General features: G+C 67.8%; 15 protein-coding genes. 8 read left to right on the top strand and 7 right to left on the bottom strand.

The window, feature by feature from the left end; translation table 11 throughout:
• Window positions 1–5: 5 nt before the first annotated feature.
• The 4 genes from SJY26_RS01125 to SJY26_RS01110 form a co-directional block, all read right to left on the bottom strand.
• A complete protein-coding gene (locus tag SJY26_RS01125) occupies window positions 6–1,151 on the bottom strand; it encodes a polysaccharide biosynthesis/export family protein (RefSeq protein ID WP_396594336.1) in 1,146 nt (381 codons plus the stop codon).
• An 80-nt stretch (window positions 1,152–1,231) separates the two neighbouring features.
• Window positions 1,232–2,485, bottom strand: coding sequence for a glycosyltransferase family 4 protein (locus tag SJY26_RS01120; protein WP_396594335.1), 1,254 nt, complete (start codon window positions 2,483–2,485; stop codon window positions 1,232–1,234).
• Window positions 2,482–3,903 (bottom strand): glycosyltransferase family 4 protein, encoded by a 1,422-nt coding sequence (locus tag SJY26_RS01115; RefSeq protein WP_396594334.1) that lies wholly within the window; start codon window positions 3,901–3,903, stop codon window positions 2,482–2,484. The genes SJY26_RS01120 and SJY26_RS01115 overlap by 4 nt, the downstream gene beginning before the upstream one ends.
• A gap of 102 nt (window positions 3,904–4,005) precedes the next feature.
• Window positions 4,006–5,001 (bottom strand): SIS domain-containing protein, encoded by a 996-nt coding sequence (locus tag SJY26_RS01110; protein WP_396594333.1) that lies wholly within the window; start codon window positions 4,999–5,001, stop codon window positions 4,006–4,008.
• Window positions 5,002–5,225: 224 nt separating this feature from the next.
• On the opposite strand from SJY26_RS01110, the gene otsB reads away from it, so the two are divergent.
• The 3 genes from otsB to SJY26_RS01095 all read left to right on the top strand — a co-directional run bounded on the left by otsB (window position 5,226) and on the right by SJY26_RS01095 (window position 9,321).
• Window positions 5,226–5,999, top strand: a complete 774-nt coding sequence (gene otsB, locus SJY26_RS01105; protein WP_396594332.1) for a trehalose-phosphatase — start codon at window positions 5,226–5,228, stop codon at window positions 5,997–5,999.
• Entirely contained in the window at window positions 5,996–7,804 is a 1,809-nt protein-coding gene (locus SJY26_RS01100; RefSeq protein WP_396594331.1) for a glycoside hydrolase family 15 protein, read from the top strand. The genes otsB and SJY26_RS01100 overlap by 4 nt, the downstream gene beginning before the upstream one ends.
• A 71-nt stretch (window positions 7,805–7,875) precedes the next feature.
• Window positions 7,876–9,321 (top strand): trehalose-6-phosphate synthase, encoded by a 1,446-nt coding sequence (locus SJY26_RS01095; protein WP_396594330.1) that lies wholly within the window; start codon window positions 7,876–7,878, stop codon window positions 9,319–9,321.
• A gap of 26 nt (window positions 9,322–9,347) precedes the next feature.
• Here SJY26_RS01095 and SJY26_RS01090 read toward each other — a convergent pair whose 3' ends face one another.
• Complete coding sequence (locus tag SJY26_RS01090) at window positions 9,348–9,956, bottom strand: glutathione S-transferase family protein (RefSeq protein WP_396594329.1); 609 nt, start codon at window positions 9,954–9,956, stop codon at window positions 9,348–9,350.
• A gap of 128 nt (window positions 9,957–10,084) precedes the next feature.
• On the opposite strand from SJY26_RS01090, the gene SJY26_RS01085 reads away from it, so the two are divergent.
• Window positions 10,085–10,867, top strand: a complete 783-nt coding sequence (locus SJY26_RS01085; protein ID WP_396594328.1) for a helix-turn-helix transcriptional regulator — start codon at window positions 10,085–10,087, stop codon at window positions 10,865–10,867.
• Window positions 10,868–10,880: 13 nt separating this feature from the next.
• On the opposite strand, the gene SJY26_RS01080 is transcribed toward SJY26_RS01085, so the two are convergent.
• The gene (locus SJY26_RS01080) at window positions 10,881–12,083 is read right to left on the bottom strand and encodes an acetyl-CoA C-acyltransferase (protein ID WP_396594327.1); all 1,203 of its coding nucleotides are present in this window, start codon (window positions 12,081–12,083) and stop codon (window positions 10,881–10,883) included.
• Window positions 12,084–12,200: 117 nt separating this feature from the next.
• The gene (locus SJY26_RS01075; protein ID WP_396594326.1) at window positions 12,201–13,106 is read right to left on the bottom strand and encodes an SDR family NAD(P)-dependent oxidoreductase; all 906 of its coding nucleotides are present in this window, start codon (window positions 13,104–13,106) and stop codon (window positions 12,201–12,203) included.
• A 198-nt stretch (window positions 13,107–13,304) separates the two neighbouring features.
• On the opposite strand from SJY26_RS01075, the gene SJY26_RS01070 reads away from it, so the two are divergent.
• The 4 genes from SJY26_RS01070 (at window position 13,305) to SJY26_RS01055 (ending at window position 19,654) form a co-directional block, all read left to right on the top strand.
• A complete protein-coding gene (locus SJY26_RS01070) occupies window positions 13,305–14,468 on the top strand; it encodes an OmpA family protein (RefSeq protein WP_396594325.1) in 1,164 nt (387 codons plus the stop codon).
• Between the two features lie 463 nt (window positions 14,469–14,931).
• The gene (locus SJY26_RS01065; RefSeq protein ID WP_396594324.1) at window positions 14,932–16,332 is read left to right on the top strand and encodes a capsular biosynthesis protein; all 1,401 of its coding nucleotides are present in this window, start codon (window positions 14,932–14,934) and stop codon (window positions 16,330–16,332) included.
• Window positions 16,333–16,479: 147 nt separating this feature from the next.
• Window positions 16,480–17,106, top strand: a complete 627-nt coding sequence (gene msrA, locus SJY26_RS01060) for a peptide-methionine (S)-S-oxide reductase MsrA (RefSeq protein WP_396594323.1) — start codon at window positions 16,480–16,482, stop codon at window positions 17,104–17,106.
• 178 nt (window positions 17,107–17,284) lie between these two features.
• On the top strand, window positions 17,285–19,654 hold the full coding sequence (locus tag SJY26_RS01055; protein ID WP_396594322.1) for a TonB-dependent receptor: 2,370 nt from the start codon (window positions 17,285–17,287) through the stop codon (window positions 19,652–19,654).
• Window positions 19,655–19,725: the final 71 nt, after the last annotated feature.

The raw sequence follows: 19,725 nt of genomic DNA, 5'->3' as shown, positions 1-19,725 counted from the left end.
TTGCCCTAGTTGTTCAGCGTGTTCGTGACCGAGATGTCGTAGACGACGCGCGACACCTGCTGGACGAACTCGAAGAACTTCCGCACTTCAGCCGACAGCGCGCGCGGCACATAGATGGTGTCGTCAGGCTGGACGATGAAGCTATTGGCCGTGAAGAAGCCGGACGCTTCCTCAAGATTTAGGCGATAGACCACCGGCACACCCCGGACCGTCTCGGCCTGGGTGATGCCCAGTGCGGCGGCGACCTCGGGACGTTCGAAGCGGAAGACCAGAACCGAGCGCGCGTTCGCAAAGCTGTCGTTCAGACCACCAGAGCGGCCCAGCGCGCTCGCGAGGGTCATGACGCCGGCGGGCATATCCTGCTCTGCGACGGCTCCGAGAGCCCCGAACGTTCTGAACCGGCGCGGGACATAGACCAGATTGATCTGGTCGCCCCGCTGCAAACGCACGTTTTCGGCAAAGTCTGTCGTCACCGCAGACAGGGGAGCGACGTAGGTCTCGCTTCCCCGGCGGATCTGAACCTGAACGTCCTCCACGGCCCGGGGAGAGCCGCCAGCGGCGGCGATGGCATCAAGGATTGTATCGCCGTTCACCGTCAGGGGCGCACGACCGGGCTGACGAACCTCGCCAAGCACAGTCACCGTGTTGGACAGGTTCTCCTCGACCCCGACGGTCACCTGCGGGTTGCCCACCCGACCCTGGAGGGCACGGCGGATTGCGGCCGCGGCCTCGGTAGTGGTCAGACCGCTCACTCGCACCGACCCCGCAAACGGCACCGACACCGCGCCGTTCCGGTCAACGACAAGCAGAGGCAGGGTGCTGTTGCCCGCACGAACGCCATCGTCGCGATCGCGCTGCCCGAAGAGGGTTCCGCTCGGCTCGAAGATGGCCACGAGCAGCCGATCTCCGGGCCCGATCACATCCACGGGGGACTCGCTTGAAGCGGCCGCAAACGAACCCGGCCGGACCCCGGGCACAGATTTGATCCGCTCCACGGTCGCGTAGTCGAGATCGACGATGGCGTAGTCCGAACCGTTCTGGTCTGCGGCCGCGCCGCGATCGATGGCCCGTCCCGATGGCCCGTCCCGGGGCAGGGTCGAGCATCCGCCGAGAATGGCGACGATCAGCAGGGCGAGAAGAGATCGCGTCATGATATCCGGACTCGAAAATACAGCGCCGTGATTACCGGCCTTTGGCCGGCGACGCCACCGTCTGTTGGACCTTCGACCAATCAGGTGCCGAGGCCGACCCGTTGCGCGACCTCGGCGAAATGTCGGTCCCACGTCGGGGCGGTATAGGGCAGAGCCTTCGGCGGATGCCGCGTCGCGGCCTCCAGGGCATCCAGCCAGCCCAGACCGTCGAGGGGATCAATCAGTCGGGCGTCCGGAACGAGCTCCCGGTGGGCGGGAATGTCGGAGGCGATGAGCGGTACGCCGAGGGCCGAGGCTTCGACGGCAGGCAGGTCGAAGCCTTCGACGGAGGAGGGGGCGAGCAGCGCGCGGGCGCTGGCCATCAGGGTCGCGAGGGCCGAGTCCGGAAGGTCCGCCGCCTGATGCACCAGCCCCTGAAGAGCCGGGGAGCGTTCGAGGTGATCGAGAACCGCCTCATTTTCCCAGCCATAGCGACCCACCAGCACCAGTTGCGGCGCGGCGTCGCCCATCCGTTCCTGAAGCCGGCGCCAGACGGTGAGGAGGAAAGCCAGATTCTTGCGGGCCTCGATCGTGCCGATATGCACGAAATAGGGGCGGGGTGTGGCTGCGGCCGGCCGGGCGAGGAAGGTTGGCTCCAGTCCCAGATGGATGGCGTCGATCGGGGGCGGGGTCAGACCCTCCCGCGCGGCGAAGACGGCCAGCTCGTGCGCGGTGTAGCGCGAGTTCACCAGAATGCGGGAAGCGTAGCGAAGCGTGTTCAACACCCGCCCGCGATGCTTCTCCCCGTCTCCGGGGCGGCAATATTCCGGGTGGGTAATCGGGATGAGGTCGTGCAACAGGATGATGGGCGCGATGCCTCGGTCCCTCAGCTCCATCAGGACCCGCGGGTCTGCAAGGCCTGTGTGCCCCACGTTGAAGTACAGGCTGCTGGGGGGGAGGTTCCGGATCCACTGCGAGCGGAACATCTGTTTGAAAATGCGGGCCCGGCGGCCGGACGTTTTCGCCGGGTCGGCGGGCGGCGTTCCGATTACGGACCCGGTCGCCTTCGTGTCGCTGCTGAGCGCGGTCATCAACCGCATTTCGTCCTCGGTCAGCGACCGTTCGAAAAAGTCTCCCGTCCAGCGCGATCGGAGGGTCTGGACGCATTTGCGGAACCAGACATCGTCCACCGCGACCAGCTGGTCCTGGCGACCCCGGACGGGCGTGACCCTGATGTCCGGTAGCGACAGAAGCCATTCGGCATAGGCGAGGCAGACCCGGTCCACGCCGGTTGGTGCGGTGCGCTCGGCCCGGCTCAGCAGCCGGCTGGCGTCGAACAGGACAGATCGGGTCACGACAGGCCGACGCGGCCGTACAGTGTCTTGAGACGGTCCTCATAGGCCTCGACGGAGAACCTGGCGGCCTGGACCAACCCCCGGCGGACCAGATCGTCACGCAGGCCTTCGTCGGCATCGAGCGCCCGAAGCCCCCGTGTCATGGCCTGAACATCATAGGGGTCGACTGAAATGGCGGCATCCCCGGCCACTTCGGGCAGCGAGCCACCGGTCGATGTCAGGACGGCCGTGGACAAGGCCATCAACTCCAGCACCGGCAGACCGAAGCCTTCGTACAGGGACGGGAAAAGGGTCGCCTTCGCGCCGCGGATCAGGCTGATGAGAAGCGAGAACGGCATGTATTCGTAGCGGCGAATGCGCTCCGCGCTGGGGCCGCCGTCGCGCATCACCTGGTTGAGTAGGGCGGTCTCGCCTTCGTCCAGCCAGGCCCGCCCCCCGACGATCACCAGCGGTGTGGTGAGGCCCGATGCCAGGTACGCCTCGACGATCCGGCCGAGGTTCTTCTTGGGCTCGACCGCCCCGAAATGCAGGAAATAGTCTTTCCAGCCGAGATTGAAGACGCCCTCAAGCTCGGTGGTGACGTCGGCCTGGGACCGCGAGGTCAGGGCCGTCGGCAGATGGACGGCCTGATAGGTGTTGGTGACCCGATCCTCGGAAACGCCGAGCAGGCGGATGACATCCTGTCGCGTGGTCTCGGACACGACGGCGATGTGGTCGGCGCGTTTCGCGATCGCCTGGCACAAAGCCATGTAGCCCGGTTTGTCATCGAGCGTCGTGTGCGGCAGGCGCAGCGGGATCAGGTCGTGGATGGTGTAGATATTGGGGACGCCGCGGGCGTGGAGCGGGATCGTGGCCGTCCAGTGCATGACATCGGGGGCCCGGAGGCCGCCCGAGGCATCAAACCGGACCGGGGTTTCTTTGCGGTAGGCTTCAAATGACCGGTTCGCGATCTGGAACAGGTCCTGCGCGGCCCAGAAGCCGGTCGCCTCCGGGCGTCCGCCACCACGGGCGGGCCATTCGACCTCGCCGCTGGGCAGGATCGGCCAGGCTGTGCGCCCCGCGCGGCTGGTCAGGGTGCGCAGGAAACGGTCGAGCTTCCTGAGCTTCCGGCCGGGCCGTTCGGGGTCGACCAGGGCGGTCTCGTTCAGGACATTGCTGGTCGATCGTGCCGCTCTCGGACCGTAGAGGACCTGGCCCTGAAAGCCGAGGCGGCCGAGGGTCGAAAGCACGTTCCGCCCATAGGTGGCGATGCCGGATCCCTTGGCGAGTGCGAGATTGTAGCCGTCGACGCAGACTGTGCCGCGCGGAGGTGACGCATGCCGTCCCGGCAGGGTCGGCGATTGTCCCACCGCCTCGACAAATGCCAGTGGATCTTCCGTGCGGAGCGATCGCTCCACCACATCGGGCGACGTATCCAAATCAAGCCTTCGGCGTGGTTTTTCCGCAGCGGTGCCGTTGGTGCACAACTGACGTGCGGGGTAGACCCTTGCCTGGCGAGGGTCAACCGCACGGCCTGCGGATCAGGAGACGTAACCCGCCTGCATCAGTTCGGCGATGTGGACAATCGCGGCCGGCCGCCCCTCATCGACGACGAAAAGGTTCGAGATCTTGTTGGCGGAGAGCAGGTCGACGACGTCGCTCATCCGCTGGTCCGGCGTCACCGTGATGGGGGTGCGGCTCATGATATCGGCCGCCACGATATGGGTGACGTCCTGGGCGAAGGCGCGGCGGATGTCACCGTCGGTGATCATGCCGGCCAGGGCACCGTCCCCGTCGAGCACCGCCACCGCTCCTTTCCGGCCCTCGGTGATGGCGGTCACGATTTCGGCGAATGTGGCACCCAGCACGACACTCGCCGGTGGGGCATGGTTGTCCCCCATCCATTCGCGCACGCTCTGAAGGCTCATGCCCAGCGCGCCGCCGGGATGGTGCATGCCGAACGCTTCGGCCGAAAACTCCCTGCGGTCCATCAGCACCATGGCGAGCGCGTCGCCGAGCGCCAGCGTCATGAGGGTCGAGGTGGTAGGCGCGAGGCCGTTGGGACAGGCCTCCGCCACACTTGGCATCACCAGCGGCACGGCCGACATCCGGGCGAGGAACGAGGACCCGCGCTGGGTCATGCCGATGACCGGAATGTCGTTCCTCTGGCAGAACAGCAGCGGGTCACGCAGCTCCCGGCTCTCGCCGGAGTTCGAGATCGCCAGCAGGGTGGTGTCGTGGCGCAGCATGCCCAGGTCGCCATGGCTCATCTCGGCCGGATGGACGAAGAAGGCATTGGTGCCGGTCGAGGCCAGGGTGGCGGCGATCTTGCCGCCGATATGACCGGACTTGCCCATGCCGGTGACCACCACATAGCCCGGACGCGAGAGGATAATGTCGCAGGCGCGCGCCAGGCTGGCGTCCACCGTGCGTTCCAGCGACTGGAGCGCCTCGATGTTCAGCCGGATCACCGCGCGGGCGCGCTCGGTCATGACGCCGACGGCTTCGGCAGGAGAGGACTGGATTTCTGGGGACATGACCGGCTTCCTGTTGCGATGCCCGGTCCGGGCTCGCAGACAGGGTCCGGCTGCGGCACAGGCGTCTGTTCGCCATGGCGATTTGCCCCATCCCGGCGGATTTCACAATGCCGTGGCAGACACTGGGCCGCCGGGGCTGTAACGCAAGTTCAGATGATTGGCGCTCAACCTTTGCCGCACGGGCGCGTTGTGATGCCGGGGTCCTCTTCAAGCATCGGAATTTCATGTCGACAGAAACCGCCATCCGCGTCGAAAGCCTGCCTGCGCCCCCGGTCCGGCCGGAGGGGCGGCTGGCCCTGTTCCTCGATCTGGACGGCGTTCTGGCTCCCATGGCTCCGAGCCCCGATGCCGTCGTGGCCGATCCCCGGCGCACCGCGGTCCTGCAGGCGCTGGACCGGGCGCTGGGCGGCCGCGTGGCGATCGTCAGCGGACGCACCCTGGTCGAGATCGACCGGATCGCGGACGGCACCTCGCTGTCCGCCGCTGGCGTTCATGGCCTCGAGCGGCGGACGCGGGACGGCCGGATTGCCCGGCCGGATGCCGCCCCGGGTGTCTCACGGGTCCTTGCCGCCTTCAGGGATTTCGCGAAGGACCGACCCGGTGTGGTGGTAGAGGACAAGACCATCTCCGCGGGGCTTCACTATCGCCAGGCTCCCGACGCGGGACCCGAGGCCCACATCCTCGGCCAGCGGCTGGCGGATGAGGAAGGTCTGACGCTTCAGGCCGGCCATATGGTGCTGGAACTCAAGACGCCGGGAGCCGACAAGGGCACCGCCGTCTCCGCCTTCATGACCGAGCCGCCTTTTCTGGGCGCGCTGCCGGTCATGCTGGGGGACGACCTGACGGATGAGGCAGGTTTTAACGCGGCCCGGGCGCTGGGCGGGTTCGGCGTCCTGGTGGGGGAGCCGAGGTCGACGGCCGCCGCCTACGGGCTGGCCGATGTGGCGGCGGTGCTGGACTGGCTGGAGGCGGTCGCCGCGGCCGGAGGCAGCCAATGAGCCCGGCCAACGCGCCGGCCCGGCCCTCCCTGGACCTGGCCCCGATCGGCAACTGCGCCATCTCGGCGCTGATTGATCGCCGCGGTCGTTATGTCTGGGCCTGCGCCCCCCGCGTCGACGGCGACCCGGTCTTCTCGGCCCTGATGGACGGTGACGATCCGGAGCACGGCTTCTGGGCCATCGAGCTGGAGGGCGTGACGCAGATCGATCAGGCCTATGTTCACAATACCCCGGTGCTGCGCACCGTGCTGACCGCCGCCGACGGGGCCTCGGTCGAGGTTCTGGATTTCGCCCCCCGTCACCGGAAGCACTCCCGGACCTACCGGCCGCTGGCCTTCGGTCGGATCGTGCGGCCCCTCGCCGGAGCCCCCCGCATCCGTGTGCGGCTGCGGCCGTCGGCGGACTGGGGCGGGCGCAAGGCCGATTGCACCTCGGGATCCAACCATATCCGCTACCAGTGCACGGACATCACCCTGCGGCTGACCACGGACTGCCCGGTGTCCCACGTGCTGGAAGAGCGGGTGTTCCGGCTGGAGCGGCCACTCGCCTTCTTCCTCGGGCCCGACGAGGGCTATGACCAGGAGGTCGGGCCGGGCCTGTCCGCCACCTTGGACCGGACCGTCGCCTACTGGAAGGACTGGGTCCGGACCCTCTACATCCCGCTGGACTACCAGGAAGCTGTGATCCGGGCAGCCATCACCCTGAAGCTGTGCGCCTATGAGGAGACCGGGGCCATCGTGGCGGCCATGACCACCTCGGTGCCGGAGTTCCCCGAAAGCGGCCGCAACTGGGACTATCGCTACTGCTGGATCCGCGACGCCTATTACACCGTCAGGGCCCTGAACCGGCTGGGCGCGGTCGACATGCTCGAGAACTATCTCGTCTATCTCCGCAATCTGGTGGACGATGCAGCGGGGGGGCATGTGCAGCCGGTCTATGGCGTCGGACTGGAGCCCGGGATCGGCGAACGGATCGTGACCTCGGTGGAGGGCTATCGCGGCATGAAGCCCGTGCGCGTCGGCAACCAGGCGCACGAGCATTTGCAGCACGATGTCTACGGCCAGATCGTCCTGCCCCTGGTCCAGGCATTCTATGACCAGCGGCTGCTGCGGTCGGGCACGATCGAAGACTTCCACGCGCTCGAAAAGGTCGGGGACCGGGCCTTCGCCATGCACGACCAGACCGACGCCGGCCTGTGGGAGTTCCGCACCATTGCCCGGGTCCACACCTATTCGTCGGTGATGTGCTGGGCCGCCTGCGACCGCCTGGCCAAGGCGGCGGATCGGCTGGGCCTGGACGCCCGCAGCGACTTCTGGGCGAAGCGCGCCGCCACGATCCGCGCCCGGATCGAAACCGAGGCCTATCTGCCGGACGAAGGCCGGTTCGGAGCCAGTTTCGGCGGGCGCGAGCTGGACGCGTCTCTGCTGCAGCTGGTCGATCTGGGCTTCCTCACGCCCGACGATCCGCGCCAGATCGCGACCTTCGACGCCATCGAACGCGATCTGAAGAAGGGGCCCTATCTGTTCCGCTACGTCGAGCCGGATGACTTCGGCGAGCCGGAGACGGCGTTCAACTTCTGCACCTTCTGGTTCATCGAGGCCCTGCACCAGAACGGCCGCGACGCCGAGGCGCGCGAGATCTTCGAACAGATGCTGAACCGCCGCACCCATGCAGGGCTGCTGAGCGAGGACATCTCCATCGGTGAGAGCGAGGAACTGTGGGGCAACTACCCCCAGACCTATTCCCTGGTGGGCATCATCAACTGCGCGGTCCTGTTGAGTCGCTCGTGGACCGACGTGCGATGACCCCCGTCAAATCAATTCGCGGTCACGAACTTTCGTCTGGACCTCACGGCAAGCGTAGGCGTTAAGCCGCCATGTCCCGTCTGATTGTCGTTTCGAACCGCGTTTCCGCCCCCGTTGACCCGGCCGCCGGCTCAGCCGGGGGCCTGGCGATGGCGTTGTCTGCCGCCCTGCGCAAATATGACGGCCTGTGGTTCGGCTGGTCCGGGGAAACGACCGAACAGTTCACCGGCGAGCTCAAGTACGAGGACCGCGCCGGGGTCACGGTCGCCCTGGTCGATCTGGAAGCCCAGGACGTCGAGGAATATTACAACGGCTATGCCAACAAGACGCTGTGGCCGCTGTTCCACCATCGGGTCGATCTGACCGCCTACGAGCGGTCCTATGGCGAGGGTTATGAGCGGGTGAACCGGCGATTCGCCGAGGTGCTCGCGCCCCTGATCGAGCCAGAGGACATCATCTGGATCCACGACTACCACCTGATCCCGCTGGCCCGCGACCTGCGGCGGCTGGGGGTGACAAACCGGATCGGATTTTTCCTGCATACACCGTGGCCGGCGCGCCAGCTGCTGGTGACCCTGCCGCACCATCGGCGACTGGTCGAAAGCCTGTTCGCCTATGACCTGATCGGATTCCAGACCCAGGAGTGGCTGGATCTGTTCCGCGACTATGTGATCTCGGAGGCGAGGGGAGAACTGGCCGGCTACGGCGGGCTGGAAGCGTTCGACCGGCGCGTCCGCGTCGGGGTCTTCCCGATCGGCATCGATGTCGAGGGCTTCGCCGAGGCGCGCGATTCGCGGGAAGGCATGCGAACCTACGATCGTATGGCGGCCTCCTCGGCCTTCCGCTCCATGATGGTGGGGGTCGACCGGCTGGACTATTCCAAGGGGCTGGAGGAACGGATGCTCGGCTATGAGCAATTCCTTCACGACAACCCCGCCATGCGCGGAAACGTTTTCCTGGTCCAGGTTACCCCGATCAGCCGCGATGACGTCGACACCTATCAGGACATCCGCGCCCGGCTGGATGCGCTGGCCGGCCGGATCAACGGTGAATACGCCGATATGGACTGGCAGCCGATCCGCTATCTGAACCGCAGCTACCGACGTGACCAGCTGGCCGGCATCTACCGCGCTGCCCGGGTCTGTCTGGTGACACCGCTAAGGGACGGCATGAACCTGGTGGCCAAGGAGTTCGTGGCCGCCCAGAACCCGGATGATCCCGGCGTGCTGATCCTGTCGCGGTTCGCCGGGGCCGCGGAACAGATGGGCGAGGCCCTGTTGGTCAATCCGTTCAGCCGCGAGGAGGTCGCCGACGCCATCAACCGGGCCCTGGTTATGCCCCGCGAGGAGCGGGTCCGGAAATGGCAGGCGCTGATGCAGGTTGTGCGCGATACCGACGTGGGCATCTGGCGCGATTCCTATGTCGCCGCCCTGCGGGCCGCACCCGTCAGCCGCGACGGCGACGTGCCCTTTCATCAGGACCCGACCCACCACGAGGGACACGTCGACGCCGCCTGATCGCGGGGGGGCGCGGCGACCTGCCGCTACGCCGCCCGGGTCAGGGCGATGTCGCCGTCGCGGGCGTCGGCCCTGGCCTTCGCCGGACGGGCATTCAGGCGCGCGATGTACGCGTCGAACACCGGGCTGTCCGGCAGATAGTCCCGACCCCAGCCCAGGGCGCTGCCGATGATGATATCGGCCACGGTGAACCGGTCGCCCATCAGCCACGGTCCGTCCCACAGGGCCTCGATCAGGCGGCCGGTCGCCTGGTCGTAGCGCAGCTGCGCTATCGGATCCGTCCCGGTCGCGCCGCTGATCCGCCCCCACAGGGCCGGCTCCATCTCGCCGGCCGCCCAGAACATCCAGCTCAGCAGAACCCCCCGGCCAGGAGACCCCTGCGGAAAACCCAGACCCGCGTCCGGATACAGTCCGGTCAGGTACAGGGCGACCGCCCCGGATTCCGTGATCAGTGCCCCGTCATGGAGCAGGGCGGGGACCTTGCCGTCCGGATGCGGATTCAGCGGGTCCCTCGCGCCCGATCCATCGCGGCGCACGATGTCGCAATAGTGGATGTCGACCTCTGCCCCCAGTTCCTCGATCAGCCAGATCAGGCGGGACGAGCGGGATTCTGGAGCGTGAAACAGCGTCAGCATGGTGAAGTTTCCCCTGTGGCCTTGCGGGCTGGCCGGCACCCGGCGCCGAGCCCTCCCCGACGACATGGATTGACTACTGCCACCCTGCTGCCAGCATGCTGTCAGCAGTGAAGGTTCATATCCCTCCCGTGAGACGCGCCGACCGCCTGTTCCAGATCGTCCAGCTGCTGCGCCGCAGTTCGCGACCGGTGACGGCCGAGGCGATCGCGACTGAGCTGGAGACCTCGAAACGCAGTGTCTATCGCGACATCGCTGCCCTCATGGGCCAGAGGGTGCCCATCCGGGGCGAGGCCGGGATCGGCTATGTGCTGGAGGGCGGGTTCGACATGCCGCCGCTGATGCTGACGTCCGACGAGATCGAAGCGGCGGTGCTTGGGGCCCAGTGGGTGGCCGGGCGCGGCGACCCGGCCCTGGCCCGGGCCGCCCGCGATCTGGTGGCCAAGATCGCCGCCACCGTGCCCGAACGGTTGAGGCCGGTGGTGCTGGAACCGGCCGTCTCTTCCGGGCCGGTGTGGAGCGCGCCGTCGCCTGACCGGCTGGACATGGCCCGGGTGCGGGCGTCGATCCACGCCGGTCACAAGCTGAGGCTGGACTACAGCGACGAACAGGGTCGGGCCAGTTGCCGGATCATCTGGCCCTTCCTGATCGGCTATCGCGAGACCACCCGGCTGCTGGTCGGCTGGTGCGAGACCCGCGCCGACTTCCGCACCTTCCGCACCGACCGGGTGGTGGAGGCCGAGTTTCTGGAGGACCGCTACCCGGACCGCCCCGCCCGGCTCCGCGCCCGTTGGCAGGCGAAGATCGAGGCGGAGAAGACGGCGTGGATCGCGGCGGGCAGGCCGACGCCACAGGATGGACCCCACCGTCCGTCAGATGCGGGCACCGACGCCGACCCCCGGAGCCCGATCTGACGGTCAGTCGGTCTCAGTAGATTTCGAACAGGCCGGCGGCCCCCATTCCCCCACCGACGCACATGGTGACCACGCCGTATTTGGCCCCGCGGCGCTTGCCCTCGATCAGGACGTGGCCGGTCATCCGGGCCCCCGACATCCCGTAAGGGTGGCCGATCGAGATGGCACCGCCCGAGACGTTCAGCCGGTCCATCGGAATGCCGATGGTGTCGGCGCAGTACAGAACCTGCACGGCGAAGGCCTCGTTCAGCTCCCAGATGCCGATGTCGTCCACGGTCAGGCCGTGGCGCTTCAGCAGTTTGGGCACGGCATAGACGGGTCCGATGCCCATCTCGTCCGGCTCGCAGCCGGCCACGGCCATGCCGCGATAGGCCCCCAGCGGCTGGAGGTCGCGCTTCACCGCCTCGCCGGCTTCCATGATCACCGAGGCCGAGGCCCCGTCCGACAGTTGGGAGGCATTGCCGGCGGTGATGAACTCGCCCTGCTGGATGACCTCGCCGCCGCCGAACACCGGCTTCAGCCCTTTCAGGCCCTCCAGCGTGGTGTCGGCCCGGTTGCCCTCGTCCTTCGACAGGGTGATCTCCTTCGACGACGTCTGGCCGGTGGCCTTGTCGGTGACCAGCATGCTGGTGGTCATCGGCACGATCTCGGCATCCAGGCGGCCCTCGGCCTGGGCCTGCGCCGTCCGCTGCTGGGACTGCAAGGCGTACTCGTCCTGGCGGTCGCGGCTGATGCCATAGCGACCGGCCACCACCTCGGCGGTTTCCAGCATCGACATATAGATGTGCGGCGACAGGGCCAGCAGGGCCTCGTCCTTCATCCGGTGCAGGTTCATGTGCGGGTTCTGGACCAGCGAGACCGACTCCAGACCGCCGCCGACCGCCATCTTCTGCTGGTCGAACACCACCTGTTTGGCCGCGGTGGCGATGCCCATCAGGCCCGAGGCGCACTGGCGGTCGATGCTCATGCCGGCGACGGAGGCGGGCAGGCCGGCGGCCAGCGCGATCTGGCGGGCGACATTGGTGCCGGTCGAACCCTGCTGCAGGGCGGCCCCCATGATCACATCCTCGATCTCGGCGGGATCGACCCCGGCGCGCTGGACGGCGTGCCGGACGGCATGGGCCCCGAGGGTCTGGGCCTGGGTGTCGTTGAAGGCCCCGCGATAGGCGCGTCCGATCGGGGTCCGGGCGGTCGAGACGATGACGGCTTCACGCATGATTTTCTCCCTGGTGGTCGGCTTTCGCGACCTTGGTGATTTTTCTGGTCGGGTCGACCAGGTTTCTGGCCGGTTTGGCGGGTCGTTTGCTGGTCAGTTTGATTGACCGGGTTGGCGTCAGCCTTGGGCCTTCTGGGCCTTGGTCAGTTCGATCATGCCCTGGGCCGCGCCCATCTCCGGCACGATCTCGCCGGTGCGGTCGGAGATGGCCTCGAACCGGGCGGCGACCTGTTCCGGCGCATCGGGCCCGACGGCGTGGATGCCTTGCGTCAGGGTCACATAGGCCCGTTCGAATCCGCCGGCACCCGCCCCAAGAATGCAGCGGGTCGGGGCCTCCGCGCTGACCAGATACAGCAGGCCCGGCGACACCAGCTCCGGCCCCAGCGCCTCCAGGGGCAGGGCCGCGCCCAGATCCTCGGTCATCCGCGTATGCGCGGTGGGGGCCAGACAGTTGACCCGGATGTCATTCTTCGCCCCCTCGATGGCCAGGGTCTGCATGAAGCCGACCAGCGCCATCTTGGCCGCGCCGTAGTTGGCCTGGCCGAAATTGCCGTACAGGCCGGAGGACGAGGTGGTCATCACGATCCGGCCGTAGCCTTGCTCGCGCATGCCGTCCCACACCGCCTTCGTGCAGTTCACCGCCCCCATCAGATGCACGTCGACCACGAAGCGGAAATCCTCGATCTCCATCTTGGCGAACGACTTGTCGCGCAGGACGCCGGCGTTGTTCACAAGGATGTCGACCGAGCCCCAGCGGGCCGTGGCCTCGGCCACCATGGCCTGAACGGCGGGGAAATCCGTGACGGACGCACCGTTGGCCATGGCCTCGCCGCCGGCGGCCTCGATCTCCGCCACCACGGCCTGGGCCGGGCTCATCGAGGCTCCGGCCCCGTCCCGCGCCACGCCGAGGTCATTGACGACCACCCGGGCCCCCCGGCCTGCGAGGGCCAGGGCATGTTCACGGCCCAGCCCCCCGCCTGCGCCCGTGACGATCGCCACCTTGCCATCAAACCGCATCGTCATTGTCCGGCCTCCCTTATCGTTGTTCACCTTGATAACAGGCCGCGCGGCTGCGCCAAGGGGGCGGTATGTGTTGAAACGGCGCCACAGTCGCCCCGGTTCGACCAGAATGAGGGAACCACCGCGAGGGTACCCCGTTCGGCACCCTGAGTGTCTCGTGTAAGCGTGACCTTGGGCAATCCAACGAACATGAGGACTGATATGAAGCTGAAACTTCTCGCCAGCGTCGCAGCCGCGGGGCTTTTCGCCGCCGGCGGTGCTTCGGCTGAGCCGGACGGGTGGTATGGTGCGGTTGACGCCGGCTACCACATCGCGAACAACAACTATAACGTCGAGGCCTCGGGCAACGGCGTGAACTGGCAGATCGAGGCGAACGACGGCTGGGCCGCGTTTGCGCGTCTGGGCTACCGGTTCAACCCGAGCTGGCGCGTTGAGCTTGAGGGCGGTTACCGCTCGGGCGACATCGGCCGCATCCGTCACTCGACGGGCACGGTTCCGTCGGGCGTGTGCAACTTCTCGCCGGCCGCCGGTCCCTGCTACTCGCCCGAAGGTGACGTCGAATCGACGACCCTGATGGCCAATGTCCTCTATGACATCGGTGGCGAATACTGGGGTGTGCGTCCCTTCGTCGGTCTCGGCGTCGGTGTGAACCGCGTCAACACCGAGTTCGTGGGCACGGTCCGTGGCCAGCGCGGCGTGTCGGTCGCGGCCGACGACAGCTCGACCAAGTTCGCAGCCCAGGCCCTTGCCGGCCTGGCCTATGCGATCGGTGACCGGGCCAACATCGACCTGACCTACCGCTACCTGACCGGCGACATGGAGTTCGACGCGACGTCGAACTCGACCCTGGCGGCCAACAACTACGGCACCTTCGAGGGCGACTTCGACGAGAGCCACACGGTGACCCTGGGTCTGCGCTACGCCTTTGGCGCAGCCGATGCCCCGCCGCCGCCGCCCCCGCCGCCCCCGCCCCCGCCGCCTCCCCCCCCGCCGCCCCCGCCGCCGCCGCCTCCGCCGGCTCCGGCTCCGCAGGCGCGCGAGTTCGTGGTCTATTTCGACTGGGATCGCTCGGACCTGACGACCGAAGCCCGGTCCGTCGTGACCCAGGCCGCCAACTACGCCAGGTCGGGCCGTCCGACCCGCGTGCTGGTGGTGGGCTACGCCGACACCTCCGGCTCGGCCGCCTACAATGTGGGCCTGTCGAACCGCCGTGCGCGCACCGTGGCTGACGCCCTGGTCGCCCAGGGTGTGGCCGGCGGCGTGATCGCGCTGGACGGCAAGGGTGAGACCAACCTGGCCCGCCCGACCGCCGACGGCGTTCGCGAGCCCCTGAACCGTCGCGCCACCATCGGCATCAACTTCTAGGACGAACGGGAAGGGAGGGGCGGACTTTGGTCCGGCCCTCCGACCCGGTCGTTCCGGAAGGCCGTCGGGGCCTCGTCCCCGGGCCGATGAGTCGCTGAGCCGCCGGTTCTCCTTCAGGAGGCCGGCGGTTTTGCTTTTACCGCCAGCGGAGTCCCCGGCCGCCCCGTGGGGCCGGGTTCCGCTCGCTTTTTTGGACAAGTCGGTTGATCCGTGATGCGGAGGCGGCGACAAAGGGTCCCATGTCAGAGCCCCTGGTCTCTCGTCCGGTCTTCGACGGAACTGTCGCGCGCCCGCGTGAGCGTGTTCGGGACCGGCACCACAAATTCGCAGCGTCCCGCCCTCCGACCCTGTCCCCCAGACCTCGCGTGAGCCAGTCCTGACCATGGTGGACGTCCGCAGTCCCTCCCGACGCGCCCCCGGCGGCGTCTCCCCGGCCGGGCCGCGGCCGGCCCCGGCACGTCCGGTGACCGGGGCCTTGTCCCCGGCGCGGTTCGCGCCGGGACAGTCGCTGAAGGGCCGGCGCTTCCTGATCGTCACCGCCCCCTTCGGCCCGTTCGGCCGGGTGCTGGCCGAACAGCTGGCCGCCGAGGGGGCCTCGGTCGCCCGCATGCTGTTCAATGCCGGGGACGCCGCCTACTGGCGTCGCTCGGGCGCGGTGCCCTACACCGGCGACGTCCGCCGCTGGCCCGCCCGCCTGCACCGGCTGGTGCTGGACCAGGGCCTGACCGACCTGATCGTCTTCGGCGAGGGCGGCCCCTACAACCAGGGCGTCCTGTCCCAGGCCGCAAAACTCAAGGCGGCAGCCGCCGGCGCAAGGCCGGCGAGTGATGAGTGGCGAGTGGCGAGTGGCGAGGGCGACCGTGCCCCGGCCAATGCAGGCACCGCCGTCAACGATCAAAGGCGCGCTCAAGCAGCGAGCGACCGCGTCGCGAGCGATAGCGCGGGTGGCTACGCCCACCCCTTGCGTATCTGGGTGCTGGAGAACGGCTACTTCCGCCCCGACTGGATCACCGTCGAGGAGAATGGCGTCAACGCCTCCTCAGGGCTCCCGCGCGATCGCCACGCCTATGATCCGCCCATCCCCGAAATCCTGCCGACCCGGCCCGCCGGCCGGATCCTGCCCCACCACGTCATCAACATCAGCCTGTATCACGTGGCCCAGCCGCTGGGCCGGCTGGTGTTCCGCCGCTATGTCTATCCCTATACCCAGTCGCCCTGGCTGCAGTTCATCGGCCACGTCCGCCGCTACCTCAGCCTGACCCTGCGCGCGCGCAGCGAAAGCGACGCGGCCGTGATCCGCGCCCGGGGGCCCTTCTTCATCGCCTGCCTGCAGCGCGAGGGCGACGCCCAGCTGCTGCGCTACTCCCACTATGCCGACAACACCGCCTTCCTGGCCGAGGTCCTGTCCTCCTTCGCCCGCCACGCCCCCGAGGACGCCCGGCTGGTGGTCAAGAACCACCCGCTGGACCCCGGCCTCGTCGACCTGGCCCGCATGACCCACATCCTGGCCGTCGAGCGCGGCATCGCCGACCGGGTCGACTTCATCGACGGCGGCAACCTCGCCGCCCTGTGCCGCGCCTCCAGCGGCATGGTGGTGAACAACTCCTCGGCCGCCCTGTCGGCCCTGGGCTTCTCCACCCCCGTCAAGGTCCTCGGAGACGCCTTCTTCGACATCGAGGGCCTCACCGACCAGGCCCCCATCGACGCCTTCTGGGCCCGGCCCACACCTCCCGACGACGCCCTGTTCAACCGCTTCAAGGCCCACGTCATCGCCAGGACCCAGGTCAACGGAAACTACCACGAACCCCGCGCCCTCAAACCCACCGCAAAAGCCCTCGCCAGAAAATTCGCCGCCGCAAGGTAGGGGGCACGGGGCCGGGCCCTGGACGGGCAGAATCGTCCGGACCACGACGGCCGGGGCAAAATGCCGCCCGTCTGTATCCGGACAGGGAACGCCGACGTAGCTTCGGCAATGGCCGGCCCCGTGGCGTCGGCGACGTGGAGACGTTCGATGTCCATTCTGTCCCGCATGGCCGTCCTGGCCGCAGCCGCCCTGGTCGCCTGTTCACCGGGTGAGCCCGCCGCGGGCGCGCCGGCGGTCCAGTCGGGTCCCGACAGCGGCCGGCGCGAGGTGGCGCTGTTCGCGGGGGGATGTTTCTGGTCGGTGGAGGCCAATTTCGAGGCCATGCCGGGGGTCGTCTCGGCGGTGTCGGGGTTCGCGGGCGGAACGGTCGCCAATCCGACCTATGACCAGGTCGTCCGGGGCGGAACGGGGCATCTGGAAGCGGTCCAGGTCACATTCGATCCGGCCCGGATCAGCTATCGCCAGCTGGTCGACCGGTTCTGGCGCACCATCGACCCGACCGACCCGGACGGCCAGTTCTGCGATCAGGGGGCCACCTATGCCACCGCGGTCTTCGCCACCCCGGCCCAGAGCGGGATCGCCCGGGCCTCGCGCGCGGCGGCCGTGGCGGTGATCGGGGCGGACCGGTTCACGACGCCGGTCCGGCCGGTGGCGCGCTTCTGGCCGGCGGAGGCGTACCATCAGGACTTCGCGCGGCTGAATCCCGTGCGCTATGGCGGCTACAGCCGGTTCTGCGGGCGCGAGGCAAGACTGCGGGCGGTCTGGGGGCGTTGAGTCTTCAGGGTCGCAGTGTGGCGCCGAGGTCACCCCCGGAGGCTGTCACGCGGCTGTCACATTACTGTCGCCCAGCATTCCGAGAGCGGCCGTAGACGGAGCGGGATTTCGACAGTGGCGACTCCTAACCGCCGCATTCCGCTCGGGCGCAGCCCGCCATCATCCGGGGATACCACCAATGAACTACCGCACTCGCGTGCTCTGGGCGACGACCGCCCTCGTCAGCGGTCTGATGATCGCCGGCGCCGCCTCGGCCCAGTCGACGGGCAGCCAGACGGTTGAGGCAACCGAGGTTGACGACGTCGTCGTCACCGGGATCCGGGGTCCCCGCTCGCTGGCCGGTGCCATCGTCGCCGAGACCGCGCCCAAGTCGGTCGCGACGGTCACGGCGGAATATCTGAGCACCCAGAACGCGGGTCAGTCCGCTCTGGCCTCGATCAACCTGCTCCCGGGCGTGAACTTCACCAACACCGACGCCTTTGGCTCGTCGGGCGGCGACATCACCCTGCGCGGCCTCGACGCGGCGCGGATCTCGCTGACCGTGGACGGCATTCCGCTGAACGACACCGGCAACTACGCCATCTATTCGAACCAGCAGCAGGACCCCGAGACCCTGGCCCGCGTGTCGGTCAACCTGGGCACCACGGACGTCGACAGCCCCACGGCCTCGGCCACCGGCGGCACGATCAACTTCGTGACCCGTCGCCCGTCGGAAGAAGCCGGCCTGATCTTCCAGCCCTCGGTCGGCAGCTATGACTTCAAGCGCATCTTCGCCATGGTCGACACGGGGGCCTTCGGCCCCTGGGGCACCACGGCATGGTTCTCGGCCTCGCGTACCGAGTATGACCACTTCAACGCCATCTACGGCGTCGAGAAGAGCCAGTACAACGGCCGCATCTATCAGGCGCTCGGAGCCAACGGCGACTTCCTCAGCCTGTCGGGTCACTACAACGAGAACCGCAACTTCTTCGGCACCCAGTCGGTTTCCCTCGCCGCCTTTGAAGGCGGCGCGGGCTACAACCGTCCCAGCGTCGGCACCGGTGCCAAGACCGGCATCAATCCGTCGAACACCGGCAACATCCGCGGCCAGTCGCGCTTCACCCTCGCGGAAGGCCTGCGCCTTACGATCGACCCGACCTTCCAGTACGTCCTGGCCAACGGCGGCGGCAACGGCACCTTCCGCGAAACCGATCTGCAACTGATCGGCAACTCCAACGCGGCCGGTGTCGACCTGAACGGGGACGGCGATTTCGGCGACACGGTTACCCTGTATCGTCCGAACACCACCAACACCCACCGCTACACGGTCACCAGCTCGCTGATCTGGGACATCAATGACGACCACCGCATCCGGGGTGCCTACACCTACGAGAACGGTCGTCACCGCCAGACGGGTCAGCTGGGCTTCCTCAAGCCCGATGGCCAGACCGAGGACGTCTTCGGTGGCTTGACGGGGCGCCCGGTCGAGCTGCCGGATGGCACGAACCTGCGTCGTCGTGACCGGCTGTCCTATGCCATCCTGAACCAGTTCTCGCTGGAGTACCGCGGCTCCTTCTTCGATGACGCGGTCGATCTGGTCGTCGGTGCCCGCGCGCCCTACTTCAAGCGCGAGCTGAACAACTACTGCTATCAGCGTGACACCTTCAACGCCTTCTGCACCACCCAGGTCCCGACGGTTGTCAATGCCGACGGCACCGTGCAGTTCCCGGCCTCCGGCCCGCTGAACTCCAGCGCCAACAACCGCTATGGCGTGCCGCGTTCGTTCGAGAAGAAGTATGACGACATCCTGCCGAACGCCGGCCTGACCTGGCGCTTCGCCCCCAACCAGTCGCTGTACACCAGCTACGCCGAGGGTCTTTCGGCCCCCCGCACGGACGACCTGTACGACCGGTTCATCCCGAACCCGCAGCCGGAAACCACCAAGTCGGTGGACCTCGGCTACCGCTACCAGTCGGGCACCGTTATCGCCTCGGCCGCTGTCTGGCAGACGGATTTCTCGAACCGCATCGTTCGCACCTATGATGAGGTCGAGGACATCTTCCAGAGCCGCAACGTCGGTGAAGTCACGCTGAAGGGCGTCGACGGTCAGGTGGGCTGGTCGCCGATCGACACCCTGACCCTCTATGCGTCGGCCAGCTATGTCGACAGCGAGGTCCAGAACGACCTGCCGAACGGCATCGTCAACGGCGTGCCGCAGTTCATCGCCACCGCGGGCAAGACCCTGGTCGAGACCCCGGAATGGCAGTTCGGCTTCCGCGCCGACTACCGCATCGGCGACTTTGCCCTCGGCCTGCAGGGCAAGCACGTCGGCGAGCGTTTCGCCAACGACATCAACACCTCGATCTTCCCGGAGTACCAGGTGTGGGACCTGGACGCCCGCTATGACCTGCCCCAGATCCGCAATGGCGACACCTGGATCCAGCTCAATGTGACCAACCTGTTCGACGAGCGTTACCTCGCCAACATCAACACCTCGGACACGGGCCTCGGCACCGGTAACCCGGGCTCGCCGCGCGCCTTCATGTTCACCCTGCACGCTGCGTTCTAGGACAGGCGGCGGCCAGACCGCCGGCTGAGAACGATGAGGGGCGGTCCGGAAACGGGCCGCCCCTTTTTCGT

This window comes from Brevundimonas sp. R86498 (assembly GCF_044598075.1).
Classification (GTDB): Bacteria; Pseudomonadota; Alphaproteobacteria; order Caulobacterales; family Caulobacteraceae; genus Brevundimonas.
The sequence above is the reverse complement of the archived record's forward strand: the minus strand, read 5'-3'. Positions and strand labels throughout refer to the sequence as shown.

What these genes read in the sequence shown, in the direction of transcription:
- SJY26_RS01125 (WP_396594336.1), bottom strand. Translation starts at nt 1,151, where the DNA reads ATGACGCGATCTCTTCTCGCCCTGCTGATCGTCGCCATTCTCGGCGGA.
- SJY26_RS01110 (WP_396594333.1), bottom strand. Translation starts at nt 5,001, where the DNA reads ATGTCCCCAGAAATCCAGTCCTCTCCTGCCGAAGCCGTCGGCGTCATG.
- otsB (WP_396594332.1), top strand. Translation starts at nt 5,226, where the DNA reads ATGTCGACAGAAACCGCCATCCGCGTCGAAAGCCTGCCTGCGCCCCCG.
- SJY26_RS01100 (WP_396594331.1), top strand. Translation starts at nt 5,996, where the DNA reads ATGAGCCCGGCCAACGCGCCGGCCCGGCCCTCCCTGGACCTGGCCCCG.
- SJY26_RS01095 (WP_396594330.1), top strand. Translation starts at nt 7,876, where the DNA reads ATGTCCCGTCTGATTGTCGTTTCGAACCGCGTTTCCGCCCCCGTTGAC.
- SJY26_RS01090 (WP_396594329.1), bottom strand. Translation starts at nt 9,956, where the DNA reads ATGCTGACGCTGTTTCACGCTCCAGAATCCCGCTCGTCCCGCCTGATC.
- SJY26_RS01080 (WP_396594327.1), bottom strand. Translation starts at nt 12,083, where the DNA reads ATGCGTGAAGCCGTCATCGTCTCGACCGCCCGGACCCCGATCGGACGC.
- SJY26_RS01075 (WP_396594326.1), bottom strand. Translation starts at nt 13,106, where the DNA reads ATGACGATGCGGTTTGATGGCAAGGTGGCGATCGTCACGGGCGCAGGC.
- SJY26_RS01070 (WP_396594325.1), top strand. Translation starts at nt 13,305, where the DNA reads ATGAAGCTGAAACTTCTCGCCAGCGTCGCAGCCGCGGGGCTTTTCGCC.
- msrA (WP_396594323.1), top strand. Translation starts at nt 16,480, where the DNA reads ATGTCCATTCTGTCCCGCATGGCCGTCCTGGCCGCAGCCGCCCTGGTC.
- SJY26_RS01055 (WP_396594322.1), top strand. Translation starts at nt 17,285, where the DNA reads ATGAACTACCGCACTCGCGTGCTCTGGGCGACGACCGCCCTCGTCAGC.